Origin of the sequence: Gemmatimonas sp., from assembly GCF_041689975.1 — a bacterium.
In the GTDB taxonomy this organism is placed as follows: Bacteria; Gemmatimonadota; Gemmatimonadetes; order Gemmatimonadales; family Gemmatimonadaceae; genus Gemmatimonas.
On sequence record NZ_JBDNFF010000401.1, the window covers coordinates 1 to 13,708 of the forward strand.

Annotated in this window: 16 protein-coding genes and 2 pseudogenes; 6 read left to right on the top strand and 12 right to left on the bottom strand. The window is 65.7% G+C overall.

The annotated features are described in order from the left end of the window. Window positions 1–87 precede the first annotated feature (87 nt). From ACESNG_RS22865 to ACESNG_RS22885, 5 genes and pseudogenes are all read right to left on the bottom strand, one after another. Window positions 88–1,088: pseudogene (locus ACESNG_RS22865) on the bottom strand (serine/threonine-protein kinase). Then, window positions 1,085–1,261, bottom strand: a complete 177-nt coding sequence (locus tag ACESNG_RS22870) for a hypothetical protein (RefSeq protein ID WP_373059232.1) — start codon at window positions 1,259–1,261, stop codon at window positions 1,085–1,087. Before ACESNG_RS22870 ends, ACESNG_RS22865 begins: the two are co-directional and overlap by 4 nt. After that, the gene (locus ACESNG_RS22875) at window positions 1,258–1,779 is read right to left on the bottom strand and encodes a hypothetical protein (RefSeq protein WP_373059234.1); all 522 of its coding nucleotides are present in this window, start codon (window positions 1,777–1,779) and stop codon (window positions 1,258–1,260) included. Before ACESNG_RS22875 ends, ACESNG_RS22870 begins: the two co-directional genes overlap by 4 nt. Window positions 1,780–1,887: 108 nt before the next feature. Beyond that, window positions 1,888–2,286, bottom strand: a complete 399-nt coding sequence (locus ACESNG_RS22880) for a type II toxin-antitoxin system VapC family toxin (protein WP_373071015.1) — start codon at window positions 2,284–2,286, stop codon at window positions 1,888–1,890. A 28-nt stretch (window positions 2,287–2,314) separates the two neighbouring features. Beyond that, the gene (locus ACESNG_RS22885; RefSeq protein WP_373059238.1) at window positions 2,315–2,590 is read right to left on the bottom strand and encodes a hypothetical protein; all 276 of its coding nucleotides are present in this window, start codon (window positions 2,588–2,590) and stop codon (window positions 2,315–2,317) included. Between the two features lie 195 nt (window positions 2,591–2,785). On the opposite strand from ACESNG_RS22885, the gene ACESNG_RS22890 reads away from it, so the two are divergent. Both ACESNG_RS22890 and ACESNG_RS22895 read left to right on the top strand, forming a co-directional pair. Next, window positions 2,786–3,238: a hypothetical protein gene (locus ACESNG_RS22890; RefSeq protein WP_373059240.1), complete on the top strand. Its 453-nt coding sequence runs from the start codon at window positions 2,786–2,788 to the stop codon at window positions 3,236–3,238. Window positions 3,239–3,263: 25 nt separating this feature from the next. Beyond that, complete coding sequence (locus tag ACESNG_RS22895) at window positions 3,264–3,785, top strand: hypothetical protein (RefSeq protein WP_373059242.1); 522 nt, start codon at window positions 3,264–3,266, stop codon at window positions 3,783–3,785. Window positions 3,786–3,793: 8 nt separating this feature from the next. Here ACESNG_RS22895 and ACESNG_RS22900 read toward each other — a convergent pair whose 3' ends face one another. Together ACESNG_RS22900 and ACESNG_RS22905 are read right to left on the bottom strand one after the other, a co-directional pair. Then, on the bottom strand, window positions 3,794–5,173 hold the full coding sequence (locus ACESNG_RS22900; RefSeq protein ID WP_373071017.1) for a hypothetical protein: 1,380 nt from the start codon (window positions 5,171–5,173) through the stop codon (window positions 3,794–3,796). 44 nt (window positions 5,174–5,217) lie between these two features. Continuing rightward, window positions 5,218–6,675 (bottom strand): serine/threonine-protein kinase, encoded by a 1,458-nt coding sequence (locus ACESNG_RS22905; protein ID WP_373071019.1) that lies wholly within the window; start codon window positions 6,673–6,675, stop codon window positions 5,218–5,220. On the opposite strand from ACESNG_RS22905, the gene ACESNG_RS22910 reads away from it, so the two are divergent. After that, on the top strand, window positions 6,654–7,019 hold the full coding sequence (locus tag ACESNG_RS22910; protein WP_373059248.1) for a hypothetical protein: 366 nt from the start codon (window positions 6,654–6,656) through the stop codon (window positions 7,017–7,019). The genes ACESNG_RS22905 and ACESNG_RS22910 overlap by 22 nt on opposite strands. Then, window positions 7,016–7,963 (top strand): alpha/beta hydrolase family protein, encoded by a 948-nt coding sequence (locus ACESNG_RS22915; protein WP_373071021.1) that lies wholly within the window; start codon window positions 7,016–7,018, stop codon window positions 7,961–7,963. Before ACESNG_RS22910 ends, ACESNG_RS22915 begins: the two co-directional genes overlap by 4 nt. Window positions 7,964–7,969: 6 nt before the next feature. Here the strand turns inward: ACESNG_RS22915 and ACESNG_RS22920 are convergent, their stop codons facing one another. Continuing rightward, the gene (locus ACESNG_RS22920; protein ID WP_373059252.1) at window positions 7,970–8,398 is read right to left on the bottom strand and encodes a type II toxin-antitoxin system VapC family toxin; all 429 of its coding nucleotides are present in this window, start codon (window positions 8,396–8,398) and stop codon (window positions 7,970–7,972) included. Continuing rightward, window positions 8,395–8,640 carry a YlcI/YnfO family protein gene (locus ACESNG_RS22925; protein ID WP_373059254.1) on the bottom strand — a complete coding sequence of 82 codons (246 nt, stop codon included), beginning with the start codon at window positions 8,638–8,640 and terminating at the stop codon, window positions 8,395–8,397. The genes ACESNG_RS22920 and ACESNG_RS22925 overlap by 4 nt, the downstream gene beginning before the upstream one ends. 156 nt (window positions 8,641–8,796) lie before the next feature. Here ACESNG_RS22925 and ACESNG_RS22930 point away from each other — a divergent pair, with 156 nt between their 5' ends. Continuing rightward, window positions 8,797–9,954, top strand: a complete 1,158-nt coding sequence (locus tag ACESNG_RS22930; protein ID WP_373059256.1) for a hypothetical protein — start codon at window positions 8,797–8,799, stop codon at window positions 9,952–9,954. Between the two features lie 274 nt (window positions 9,955–10,228). Here ACESNG_RS22930 and ACESNG_RS22935 read toward each other — a convergent pair whose 3' ends face one another. The 3 genes from ACESNG_RS22935 to ACESNG_RS22945 form a co-directional block, all read right to left on the bottom strand. Next, window positions 10,229–11,458, bottom strand: coding sequence for a DUF790 family protein (locus tag ACESNG_RS22935; RefSeq protein ID WP_373071023.1), 1,230 nt, complete (start codon window positions 11,456–11,458; stop codon window positions 10,229–10,231). 47 nt (window positions 11,459–11,505) lie between these two features. Next, the gene (locus ACESNG_RS22940) at window positions 11,506–12,960 is read right to left on the bottom strand and encodes a DEAD/DEAH box helicase (RefSeq protein WP_373059260.1); all 1,455 of its coding nucleotides are present in this window, start codon (window positions 12,958–12,960) and stop codon (window positions 11,506–11,508) included. Window positions 12,961–13,209: 249 nt separating this feature from the next. Then, window positions 13,210–13,341, bottom strand: a complete 132-nt coding sequence (locus tag ACESNG_RS22945; protein ID WP_373071025.1) for a hypothetical protein — start codon at window positions 13,339–13,341, stop codon at window positions 13,210–13,212. A gap of 92 nt (window positions 13,342–13,433) precedes the next feature. Between ACESNG_RS22945 and ACESNG_RS22950 the strand changes: the two are divergent. Beyond that, window positions 13,434–13,708: pseudogene (locus ACESNG_RS22950) on the top strand (hypothetical protein); the annotation flags it as partial.

Sequence of the window (13,708 nt, forward strand, 5' to 3'; positions counted from 1 at the left end):
AGCGTTTCGGCGACGCCGTCGCCAAGGTATCCGCTGCTGCGATCGGCACTCAAATCGGCGAACGGAAGCACGGCGATGGAACTCACGCTACTCGTGGCGCCCGACGATGCCGGTGCGCGATCGCGCGTGGCCCACCACCCACCGACGGCGATCAGCGCGACGAGAACGGGGACGACGACCTTGAGCTGCAGCGGTCGCGTCCAACTGCGGTGGATCTGATTGGCGTGGGGGGGTGGCAATGGTGCTGAGCCGTTCGAGCACAGCGTGCGCGTTGACCGGACGTTGCAGCGGGTCCTTGGCCAAGCACTCCATCACCAGCGCCGACACATCGCGCGGGATCGTTGGCTTCACGTCGGACAGTGCGCGCGGTGTTTCCGCGATGTGCGCGGCCACCAGTGCCTGCGGCGTGGTGCAGTGCGCGAACGGATGCGCGCCCGCGAGCAGTTCGTACGCGACCACGCCCCACGCGTACAGATCGGCGCGCGCGTCGGTGTTCACGTCGCCCACCGCCTGCTCGAGCGCCATGTAGGCCGGCGTGCCGATGGACGTCCCCATGGATGTGAGCGAGTTTCCTAGCGTATTGCCTGCGGTGAGCGTGCTTGACGCCGAGAGCGCTTTCGCGATGCCGAAGTCGGTGATAACCGCGGTGCCGCTCGACAGCAGCACGTTCTCGGGCTTGATGTCGCGATGCCACGTTCGTGCGCATTAGCCAGCGCCTGCGCGATGTTGCGCAGAATGCCGAGTGTATCGCCAAGCGAAACGGGGCCTTTCAGCAGTCGGGCGCGCCGCGAATCGCCGCGCACATACGGCATGGTATAATACGGTAATCCTTCACGTGTCGCGCCGGCCGCGAGCACCGGCACGATGTGCGGTTCCTGCAGCGCAGCCGCCAGTTTGATCTCGCGCGCAAAACGCTCGGCGCTCACGCCTTCCGCGAGTTCGGGCGCGATCACCTTCACGACCACCGTGCGACCGAGCGCGTTCTCGTGCGCGACGAACACATGCGACATGCCACCGTCGCCGAGTTCGCGCTCGAGGGTGTAGCCGTTGCCGAGGGTGGCTTGGAGTTGCGCGCGGAGGTCGGTCATGCGGGTGCGTCGCGCGTCGGACGCTGCTCGAGCGCAATAACGGCGCGCCGGATCGCGCGATCGCGTTCGCGCAAACGCTCCAGAATACGCAGTTTTTCGGCGATCGGCGTCGCCGTCATCGCCACGCGCGACGCCCGTTTTATTCGGAGCGCCTCGTCCATGGAAAACTTCACGGTTGATCCTCCATCAGCGCCACGAAGCGAGCCCACTTCGCCGTCAATCCAAAGCGCTCGGTCAGGGCGTCGAAGCGCAATCGCTCGAATGTCCCCGACGCCAGGAACTGCGATAACCGGATCTTGTCCTTCATACGCCCTGTCTCGAGTGCGACCGCGGCCAGGTGTTCCTGCGACAGCACGGCAACCGCTTGCCCGTCAACGCTCATGCGCACCGCATGTATAAGCGCGTCGTCGACGAGCGGTGTGGTGGCCGGGAGAAACTGTACGGGCCAATCCGCGATGACCAAGTGCTCATTCTGGATGACAGCTCCACGCTTTGTGAAGTAGTCATAGATCGGGGCCAGCGATACCAACAGCGACGCGGACTGATCGAAGACGACGAAGATGTCCACGTCCTGCGTCGCGGCTGGCTCGATGTAAAACGTTGCGCCGACCGCACCACCGACGGCATAGCGTTCAACAATGCCGTCCGCGACCGCCGCCTCCAACTCGGCGAAGATGTCAAGCAGTGCCATCAGCGCCTCCGCGTACGTGCGGACGGACGCTGCAGCCAGCGCTGTTGAGCCGAGGTCGGTGTCGTCATAGGGAAAAGATAGCGCTCACGTCGGCGGCACGCCCACCGGTCACGGCTCGATGCGCGTGGTCGCGGTGATCGCGTCGAAGTCGCGGTCGTAGCTGCAGATCGCGTCGAACCCTTCGTGCATCACGACGGCGGCGTGCAGCGCGTCGCGCGCCATCAGCGCGGGGTAGTCGTCGAGCAGGGTGCGCGCACGATCGAGCATCTCCGCCGAAATGGGCACGACGCTGGGAAACAGCTGCCGCGCGAGATCGAAGACCTGGCGACTGGCGTTCCATTGCCCGATGGCGCGATAACGATGCGGGATCTCCTGCAGCGTTTCGGCGTCGATCGTGGCCGCCAGTGCGCCGTGGGCGACGCGCTCCAACATGCGAGTGCTGGGTGCCTTGTTGGGATGCGCGGCGCCGGCCGCGTACATCAGCACATTCGTGTCGATGAGCATCATACCGCCATCACTCGCCGATCATAGCGCGTCACCGCTTGGCACGCGATCGCGTAGGCGGCATGAGGTCGCGCGGACTGGGCACCGATTCCTGCTTCATGTCGCGAGGCGACGCGACGGGCAGTGACAGTGCCGACAACGCGGCAACGGCGGCCACGCGCGTGTCGGTGTCCAGTAGACCGTATTGCGCCACACACGCCTCTCGCACGAGCTCCCCGAGGCTCTTGCCTTTCCGGGCCGCGAGCTCAGTGAGGTACTGGTGGGTTTCGGGTGACAGCAGAATCGTCGTGTTCTTGGACAGCTCCATATGCACCTCCGGAGGTGGAGGTCAGCGGGTGCCGGCTGTTGAGGCAACCAACCCGTCGGATGTGCCGTGCGAAGGTGATTGTGCGGACGGCCGTTTCCGGGAGGCCTTGGCGTGTGCCGTCGAAAGTGTCCTGACGGACTACTTAATATGCTGTCACATAGTGACTTATGATCATAAGCCGCTTACGTTATATTAATGCCCCTTCCATCGCGCAAGTACCTAGCCGCCATCGGTAAGCGCGGCGGCACGCGAAGCCGTCGGACCCTGTCGGCCGAGCAAGCGCGGGAGATGGTCGCCGTGCGCGAGGCGCGCCGGACCGCGAAGGCGTTCGCACTCTCTGCCTTCGCGATGGCCGCGCCTGCCCTGCCAGGGATCGAGATCGTCGGTGCGGGCCTCGCGCATCTCGCCGCCGGGCAAGAGACCGAGGAGGCCCTGCTGGTTTCGATGGCTGCGCCGCGACTCCGGCTGCTGGGTATCCGCGTGCCGCGCACCATCGAGCACCCTGAGGAACGCTTGTATGACCGCCTGTACATGTTGCACGGCGATGGCGCACACTCGCGCTACAATGCCCTGGTGCGTCGCATGGTGAGCTTCGCGCGGGCCGCCCGTTCGTGCGTGACATCGAGCACGTCATCGTGCGTGAAATAGCCACACGGCGCGCATCGAGCTGTTGTTGCGCGCGCTGGCGAAGACCGCACCGGCGCCGACCACGGTGTACCTCGTGGGAGGCACCACGGCGGTTCTCGTCGGGTGGCGTGACACCACGCTCTATGTGGACATGATCATGCGCCCGGAGCACGACGCGATGCTGCGCGCGATTTTGGCCCGCAAGGAACAGCTTTCGATCAACGTGGAATTCGCGGCCCCCGATCAATTCATTCCCGTCCCGACGGGATGGGAGTCGAGAAGCCCGCTGGTGGCACAGTACGGTCCCCTCACGGTGCGCCATTATGATCTGACGGCGCAGGCGCTGGCGAAGATCGAACGTGGACACGTGCGCGACCTGAACCACGTGCGCGCCATGCTCGATGCGGGGCTGGTCACGCCCGACTCACTGCGCACGACGTACGACCAAGCGGCCAGCGATCTGTATCGCTATCCGGCCGTGGATCCCGTCACCTATCGAGCGGCGCTCGATGCGCTGTTGGCTGAACCGGTCAAGCCGCCTCGACCCGCGGCGCCGGAATCACGCTGACAGGCTGCTCACTTCGGACGTCCCCGCTGCACCAACTCGCGCAGTTCGCGACGCCAGTTGTGGATCACGATCGCCTTGGCCTTACCGCCGACGGGGCGCAGCACGAGGAACTGTTTGCCGTCGGGCGACACGTCGTACGACGGATGCGTGGGGTCGGCGGCCTCGCTGCTGGCGAGCACGAGCCGACGCGCGCCTACGGTGAGTTCCGCGCCCGGCGACAGTGCCACCGCCATGATGCCCGCCGATGCCCGGTAGTAAAGTGTGCGGCCGGTGGCGTCAAACAGCGGTTCGCTGCCACCGTCGTTGCTCACCTGCACGCGCGCGCCGTCTCCCGGGAACGGACGCACGTAGATCTCGAGGCGCCCGCTCTGGTCCGACTGATACGCGAGCCACCGCCCATCAGGCGAGAGGCGTGGCATTTGCTCCGACGTCGGCCCGGTGGCCATGGGGCGCAGCGTGCGGTCACCTGTGAGGTCCACCGCGAAGATGTCGCGCGGCGTGTTGCCGCCAGGTGCGGTTCGCACTACTAGCCAACGTTCATCGGCCGACAGCACAGCTTCGTTGAGTGCCGGCGCGGTTTCGAAGAGCACCGCGGCGGGCGCACTGTCATCGATCCGTTGCCACATGATGCGAATGGTGCCGTTCGGCGCCTCGTTCGCGTCGCCACCTCGCACCGACTTGTACAGCACGCGCTTCCCATCTGCCGTCCACTCCGGAGCACTGTTGATGCCATCCGTGGTAAGACGCGTGAACGTGCCGGCGGCGCGATCGAGGATCCAGACGTCCTCGGAATCGCCGGACCGGATCGACAGGGCGACGCGCTGACTGTTCGGCGAGAAGCGCGGGTTCTGGTACGCGCCGGCCTCAGACCGCAGCAGCTGGTCGGCGCCGGCGCCGCTCGCGAGTACGAGCTGCGACGCGGTTTGTCCTACTTGATACGCAAGAGTCCCGGAGGCGGAGAGGCCCACGCCTTCGACCGCGCGCGCTATGGGCATCGGTTCGCCGGTCGGCTTGCGCGAGTTCACATCGAACGGAATCGCCGAGACGTCACCTCCATCCGACTGAATGAGCAGCTGACCGTCCACCACACCGAACGCCTGCGTGGCGCGCACGCCGGTTTCCGCGATCTGTCCGTCGTTGAGCGACACCGCCATCAGACGCATGAGGTTTCTCGTACCAGTCGCTACGAGCACAGTCTTTCCGTTCGGCAGAAGGACCGGGAATCGAGCCCATTGTTGCTTGGCGGTGTCGGTCACCGGCCGCACGACCCCTCCGCGTGCCGGCACGGCAAAGAGCCCGACATCGCTCCCGATCAGAATCTGGTCGTCCGGCGTCCACGCCAGCCCGGACGCATTCAAGTTACCGCGCGTCGCCGACAGGGACGTCAACTGGCGGAGCTTCCCGAGTACTTCGCTGCCGCCGCCGGTGGCTGCTACCCGACGGATCTCGTCGCCGCTGGTGTACGCGAGCCACTTGCCATCGGGGGAGAAGACGAGGTTTGCAGCGACGTGGCGGACAACTCGGTGTACGCATCGAGTTCCCCCACGCGCTGCACGACGGTGCGATAGCCTGCGGTGCTCTGCGTGACATACGCCATCTGGTCGCCGAGAGGCGAGAGCGCGATAGGAAACCCGCCGAGCATGATCCGTTCGCCCGGTGGCGGGTCGATCTTGGCGCGCACCACGGGCGTTTCTGTGACTGCAGGCTCCCGCGTGCTGGCGAACGCCAATGCAGCAAGGGCACCGGCGGCCACGACCCACGCGGCGGCTTCGCGCCACACTCGGCGGCCACCGGTGCTGGACGTGGTGCCCTCAGCGGCCGGTAGGTAGCGCGCGATCGTCGCCGCGTCGCCTTTCCCTTGCAGCGCGAGCGCGAACTCACCGGCAGTCGCAAACCGGTCGGCCGCGAGCTTCTCGAGAGCATGACGTACTGCTGCATCCACCGCTGTGGGCACGCTGCGCCGCAGCACGGTAAGCGGGCGCACGTCTTCCGTCATGAGGCGCGCGATGATCGCTTGCGCCGTGTTGCCGATGTGTGGCGGCTCGCCAGTGAGCATTTCGTACGTCATGGCGCCGAGCGAGTAGATGTCGGTGCGGGCGTCCACCGTGCGATCGCCAGTGGCCTGCTCGGGGCTCATGTACTGCGGCGTGCCGAGTGAGAGCCCGGTCTGCGTGACGCGCTCACCGCCCGCCTTGCTCACGGCGAGTGCGATGCCGAAGTCCGCCACGCGCGGATGACCGTCGGCGAGCAGAATGTTTTCCGGCTTGAGATCGCGGTGGATCACGCCACGGCGATGCGCGTAATCGAGCGCTTGCGCGATCGCGACCGACAGTCGAACGGCTTCGTCAACCGGCAACTGTTTTTCGCGTTCGAGGCGTGCCCGCAGCGTTTCGCCGTCGACGAACGACATGACGTAGAAGAACAGGCCCCCGGCTTCGCCGCTCTCGAACAGCGGCAGAAGATTGGGGTGCTGCAGGTTGGCCGTGACGCGGATCTCACTCAGGAACCGCTCGACGCCAAGTACGGCGCCGAGTTCCGGCTTGAGCACCTTGATGGCCACGTCGCGCTCGTGCTTGAGATCACGCGCGAGATAGACGGTGGCCATGCCTCCCTCGCCGAGTTCACGCGTGAGGTGATAGCTGTTGGCGAGGGCGATGTTCAACTGCTCGCGTGCGGTCATGCGGCGGACGATGGTGGTGGGGAGCTGCGCGGTGGCGCCGTGACCAATCTCCCTGCTGACGAGCGTTGCCGCTACGGGGTCGCGCTGCCCCCACGCGCACGTGCGCGTGACCGGAAGCGGCTCGGCTGCTATCCATTGCTTCGAGCCGACGATCGTTTGCTGCCCCACCTCCGCACCGCGCAACTCGTATGAGCAACTTCGGTCGTCCATTCACGCTGTTCGCCATCGTCTGCTTGGCTCTCGTGGCCGCAGCCGCGCCGCGCCCGCTGGCCGCGCAGGAGCTCGATGCGCCCACCCGGTTACGCGTGGATTCGGTGTTCCGGCGCTACGATCGCACCGACTCGCCCGGCTGCGCGTTGCTCGTGCGGAAGGACGGACGCACCGCCTACGCTCGCGGCTACGGCATGGGCAGCCTCGAGCTCGGCGTCGCCGACGCGTTCATCGCCGACGGGCCACCGCTGCGCTTCGTGCGCGACGCCCGCCAACGGGTGATCGCGATCAGCGTGACCGGCCGCGCCGTGCGCGACCTACGCTGGCTGAGGGTGGCGCCGTGACGAGAGTCGCTCGCGCGTGCTTCGCCCTGACGCTTCTTGTTTCCACCGCCCCCCGCACGGGACTCGCGCAGACGCCGGATGCTCCCGGCCGACATCGCGTCGAGATCCGGAGCACGGCCGATTCGACGCTGCAGCCATCCGTGCTTGTGATGCCGGCGGCGCCCGCGCCCTCGGCGAATGGCCGCCGTCCACTCGCGGTCATGCTGCACACGTGGAGCTTCGACCTCGATCAGCGCGATTCCACGGTGGAAGCCGAAGCGGACGCGCGCGGCTGGCTGCTGCTCTCGCCCAATTTTCGTGGGCGCAGCGAGACGCCGTTGGCATGCGGATCGGACGTCGCACAGCAGGACATCCTCGATGCGGTCGCCTGGGTTCGCGCGCACTACGCGGTGGACAGCACGCGCATCTACCTGCTCGGCCGCTCCGGCGGCGGCTTCATGACGATGTTGATGGCGTCGCGGTATCCTGCCCAAGGGGCTGCGGCGAGCGCGTGGGTCGGCATCAGCGATCTGGCCGCGTGGAACAGCGAGCACCCGACGGACGAGTACGGGCGTATGATGCGCGGCTGCTTCGGCGAGACGCCACGCGAGAGCGCGGCCATCGCCGCGGCCTATGCGGCGCGCGCACCACTCCGTTACCTGAAACCGAAGGGCCGCGTTCCATTCGACCTCGCCGACGTCGTGCACGACACGGTGGTGTCGCCGCGTCACACACTCGAGGCGTTCCAGGCGATTGCGCCGCAGGTACTGTCAAATGCGGATATCGAGGCGATGATGCGCGGGCAGTACGGCACGCCGGTGCCGGCAGCGGATACAATTTTGGGGCGCACGATCCACGTGCGGCGCACGGCGGGCGCGTCGCGCCTCACGCTGTTCGAGGGTGAACACGAGTGGATCTCGCGCGCGGCGATTGCGTGGCTGGCGGCGCAGCAGCGGCGGCGCTGAACTGGATCACTCTACCGGCGAACGCCAACGCAGCCCTGGGAAGCGCGCGAAATCTCGGTCGGTGGTAATCCACTCTGAGCCGTGCTCGATGGCAAGCGCGGCATGGTAGGCATCCGCGACCAGATTCCCGCGTACTCCACCACTTCGGCAGAGCCCAAGAAAGATGTCCCAGTGGCGCGCTCCCGGGCGCAGCGACACGACGCGCGGGTGTTCCCGAAGAGCCCCGACGTATGCCGACGCGTCGATCATCGGCATCGGTGGATTGAAGACACGCGGGTTGGTCAGCACACGCAGCACGCCAGACAACACGAGTTCGGAGATGCCCATCGGCTCCTGCGCAGCGAGCGCCTCGTCGAGCCACGCGCGAAACTCCGGGTGCCGTGGCGCATCGTCTCGTGCTGCGTACACCAACACGTTCACGTCTGGCGAGATCATGGCCGATCGTCGCCCATGAGTTCCAACAGCTCGGCGTTGCTGTCGAGATCAACTCCGGGGTGCAACCCTCGGCCACCACGAAACACCGGGATGACAGACGCTGCACTGGCCGCCTGATGGTCTTCGAGCACGGCGGAACGCACCGCGTCCTCGATGAACTCGTTCAGCGAACGGCCAGCCCGCGCTGCGCGCGCCTTCGCCTCACGCAGCAGGTGATCGTCGAGACGGATTGTTGTTCTCATGTCTTGATGCTATCAATATGACATTTAAATGTCAAGTGTAAGGCAGAATGGACTCAGTTTGTTGCAGGACAGGCAATCCGTGAGCAACGTGGACAGCACGCGTGGCGCCCGCGCCGCCGTAATCCCGTCGCCCTCACTCCACCGGTTCCGCACCTCATGACCCGTGTGCCACTCCTCGCCTGCGTTGTCGGATGCCTGCTGGCACCGATCGTCACGAATGCGCAGGGCGCCAACGCCAAGGTCGCACGCGGTTCACCAACGGCGGACAAACTACCGGTCTACGTGATCGACCCGACGTGGCCGCCGACGCTGCCCAACGATTGGATTCTGGGCGACATTCGCGGGCTCTTCGTGGATGATCGTGATCACCTGTGGATCATCCACATGCCGTCGAGTCTCACCGATCAGGAGATCGGCGCGGCGGTGCAGCCGCCTATCGCCGATTGCTGCTATCCGGCGCCGCCGGTGCTCGAAATGGACGCCGACGGCAAGGTGGTGCGGTCGTGGGGTGGTCCGGGCGCTGGGTACACGTGGTTCAACCAGGAGCACGGCATCTACATCGACCACCATGGATTCGTGTGGATGGGCACGAGCAATGGCATGCATGTGATGAAGTTCACACAAGATGGCAAACACGTGCTCACGATCGGTGAACCCGGCGTGAACAAGGGCAGCAACGACTCGACGCACCTCGGCGGGCCCGCGAACTTCTACGTGGAGCCCAAAACCAATGAACTGTTCATTGCCGATGGCTACATCAACAAACGCGTGATCGTGTTCGACGCCACCACCGGCGCGTACAAGCGGCACTGGGGTGCCTACGGCAAGCGTCCTGCCGACACGGAGAAGTATTCGTACCCGGTGAACACGGCGACGCCCCCGCAGCAGTACTCCACGCTGCACGGTCTCGTGGGCACCAAGGATGGATTGCTGTACGTGTCGGACCGTCGCGGCAATCGTATTCAGGTATTCCGGCAGAACGGCGAGTACATCATGGAGAAGTTCGTGCGCCCGGAGACCGGCGGCGCGGGCAGCGGCTTCAGCCTACAGGTCTCGCGCGACGCGGCGCAAAGCCTGCTGTACTTGATAGACGGCACGAATGAGCGCGTCTGGATCTTGCGGCGGAAGGATCTGGTCATTCTCGACCGATTCGGACGGCCCGGTCGTCAATCGGGCGAGTTTATCCGCGCGCACATGATCGCCATCGACTCGCAGAACCGCATGTACACGGGCGAGGCCGGAAACGGCCGACGCATTCAACGTTGGATTCTCAAGGGCACGCGACCAGCATCGTCGGTGACGCCTCCGCGGTGATCGTCGCAGGGGGTCGTCAGCGAAGGCTACACTTCAGGGGTCAGATGGTCAGTGCGCTCAGAACTCAGAGATCAGACTGGGTATAGTGTTCCGACACGAGCAACGATAGTGCACAGTTCCGAGCTATTCGGCTCTCACCGCGAGCCGAGAGAACGCACGCCATCAAACCCCTCGAAACCGTGCACTGTCGTTGCTGAATTCCGAACACTATAAACAGTCTGATCCCTGATGCTGGCGACTGACGTCTGGCCTCTGACATCTGAGCAGTCCACGTTCACGGCGTTTTCGCCACTCTCTCCACCAACCGCATCACGTCACCAACGCGCGGATGTTGTCCGCACCACAGGATCCGGTCGCCACCGACATCCTGCATCGCACTGCCGCCATCGCCAACGGCCAGCGCCTTGGCGACCACGAGCACCAAGGGCGTGTCTCCCGCCGCGCGCACCTTGGCGATCTTCGCAGTCAGGTACTCCGGCGTCCAGAATCCCACGAGTTCCACCGCCGCTTCACGACCGTCGGTGTGTCGCAGCGTAAAGTCGGGGAGGAACACCGCGCCGCCGCTCGAGAGCGGCGAGCGTTCGCGCGATAGCTGCCATCCGTGCTCCTTGGCCCACGAGGACGCACGGAAGTCGCGCACGAAGCGGCGTTCCCACGCCGAGTCGTAGCGCTCGCGGCGCGGCTCGGTGCCGACAGGCGCACCGGTCGGCACGGCGCGCGCACGTCCACGTAACTGCACACGGTACGGCTGTCCTTCGCGCAGCACGTCGGCGTTCACGCGCCAACCTGGTGAACGAGCCAGCACCGGCAGTACGCGCGCAAAGCGCACGCCGTAGCGTGCGGGGCGCACGAGGAACGCGGCCGCAGGGCCGGTGAGCACCAAGCGGTAGCGTTTTCCTTCGCGCACGAGTTCGTGCATCAACCCAGCCGCCTTGACGGCACGAAAGACATCGCGCCATCCACCACGCGTGTGCAGTTCTACGCACGTGGCATCACGCAGCACGCCGCGGGCGAGTTCGAGGTTGTACCGCGCCAGCAGCGCACGTCCATCGCCGTCGGGCACACGGCGCAATCGTCGCGCGCCCGGGCGATCGTCGTACAACGTGCGCTGCAGTATGTCGGCAGTAAGGCCGAGCGTCGCGGCGGCGTCGGTGAACGGCAGCAGTGCGTCGCCGGGTACGGGTGGCCATATCGCACCACGCGCCATGAAGACGTCGTGACGCGCGGCTTCAAGCTGTTGTGCGCCCTGCGGTGCGTGGAAGTCGCACCATTCGATCAATGCGCGTGAAATTCCGGCCAAGCGCGACGCGTCACGCACGCGACGCTCCTGACGACGCAGCGCCTCGATCACGGTCTCGAGTGGTCGCCCCTCCAAACGGCGCACCAGTCGCAGCAGTCGGTCGAGGAACGGTGTCACGCGGCCGTCTGGATCGGCGAGATAGCGGATGCTCAACACGTTACCGGTAACGCGAATGAATGGGTCGACCTGCGCGCGGGTCAGCATGTGCTACTCAGCATACGCTACTCAGCATGAGCTCATGCGCGTGTGCGTCACAGGCCGAAGCCCAATTGTGAGTCGGCCACCTTACGCACCGCCGCGCCGCGCTTCTGCGACGCGAAGAATTCCCAAGTGCCGGCGGCGACCAATTCGAACAGCGACGCGACCTGGTCGCCCTGTCGTCGCAGCAGGCGGCCAAGGCGTTGCGTATGTTGCCGTGCGCCGCCGCGAGTGGAGTCGCCGAGAACGATACCGAGCTTGGCGTTGGGCACATCCCATCCCTCGTCCAGCACTTTCACCGATGCCACTGCGCGTAACGTACCGTCGCGCATGGCGTGCAGAATGGCGTGACGCTCCGACGCCGGTGTGGACGCGGCAATCAACGGAATGGCCAATCGACGGGACACTTCCATGGCCACATCGGTGCCGCCGCAAAAGAGCACCGCCTGCTCACCGGGAAACATGCGCAACACGCGTGCCGTCTCCTCGAACTTTGCTTCGGCCATGCGCACGACGCGCTCGCGTTCGCGAAAGGCGCGCAGGGCGCGACGTGCGGCCGGTGAACGGCGCGCGCTGGCCGCGAACAGTTTCCAGGCAATGTCGGGCGAGTCTGCTTGCGTGCGCCACTGCGACTGTTCGGCGTACGTCTCGAAGCGCTCCGACTCGGCGTCGTAGCGTGCACGTTCGGACGGCGAGAGGTCGACGTAGCGACGCTCGATGGCAAACCGCGCGAGTTCGGCGTCGGTCATCTCACCGATGCTGCGGCGATACACGACTGGCCCGAGTGCGCGCACCAGCCAGCTGTCCTGGCCGTCGGGATACGTGGCGGTGAGGCCCAGTCGATGCGGCGCCGGCGCGATGAGGAGTGCATCCAGTCGGGTGCGCGCTTCGCCGGTGGCGCTATCGGCCAGGTGATGCACTTCGTCGCATATCAGCAGGGTGAACCGCGCGCCGTGTCGTTCGAGCAGCGTGAAGGCGGAGTGATACGTGGTCACGGTGAGGGCGCGCACTTCTTTTTCGTCACCGTAGAAGGCGCCGATATGTTCAGCGCCGAAGGCGTCGGCAAGCTGCGTGAACCACTGCGACACGAGCGCACGCGTGGGCACGATAATGCAGGCGTTGGTGCCGGTGCGTTGGATCGCCAGCAAGGCAACGAGGGTCTTTCCGGCACCGGTCGGCAGCACCACGCTGCCGCGCTGACCGGCGGCCATCCAGCGCGTGACTGCTTCCTGCTGCGCCTCGCGTGGCGTGCGCGGATCGAGCAGCGGGGCCTCGAACACGTTGGACGCCGACGTCGCTTCGGGAATGTCATGTGCGAGTGCCCAGTCGCGAAGATCGGGGTATCGCGCGCCGGCGGCGACCAGCGCGTCGAGCCGCGGATCGTGTCGCAGCCAGTCGGGCGCGCGCGCCGCCGGCACGCCGCGCAGTATGGCGAGGCCGGCGCGGAACGCGATGGAGGGGGCGACGACGAGGGGCGGCAAGCGGAGTGTGGTGCGAACAGATGGCAAGGGAATGCTCGAACTACCATACCTGCTATGGCCTCCTTGCATCCCGTTTCAGCAAGAATGTACCACGCGATGGTGTGCAGAGCGGAGCGCGGGCACGCGGCGCGGGTACAGCAACTGCTGGAACACGGAGATGGCGGATTGCACGGAACGGCACGGATAAGCAAAAGGCGCGATGCAAGGATGACGTCGAGTATCGTTTTGGCTTATCTGTGCAGTTCCGCAGAATCCGCCGTTTCCGTGTTCCAGCCTTTACGAATCCTTCAGCACACGCCGATGTTCGGACCAGCTGATCGCGAATCCGGCCAACTTCGGCAACGGCAACGGTAACGGCAACGGCAACGGCAACGGCAAGAGCTGGAACACGGAGATGGCGGATTGCACGGAACGACACAGATAAGCAAAGCGTAATGAAAAGATCTTCTACAGTGCTGTTTGGTATATCGGTGCGGTTCCGCTCGCGGTATGCTATTCCGATGACTCCTCGCCTCCTCTCCTTCCTGCTGCTGCTCGCCGTGCGTCCGCTGGCGGCACAGCCGGGCCGCCTCGTGATCGTGGGCGGCGCGCTCCGCGACACGAACACGGCCGTCTACCGCGCCATCCTCGACGGCCGACAGGGCAGCGGACCGTTCTGCATCATCCCGACAGCGGGGGCGACGCCGGAATCGGCGATGGACGGCCCGGTGCGCACCTTTGAGCGTTACAGTGGCGCCGGCACGGCGCGCGGGGTCCTGATTTCGGCGAAGCAACC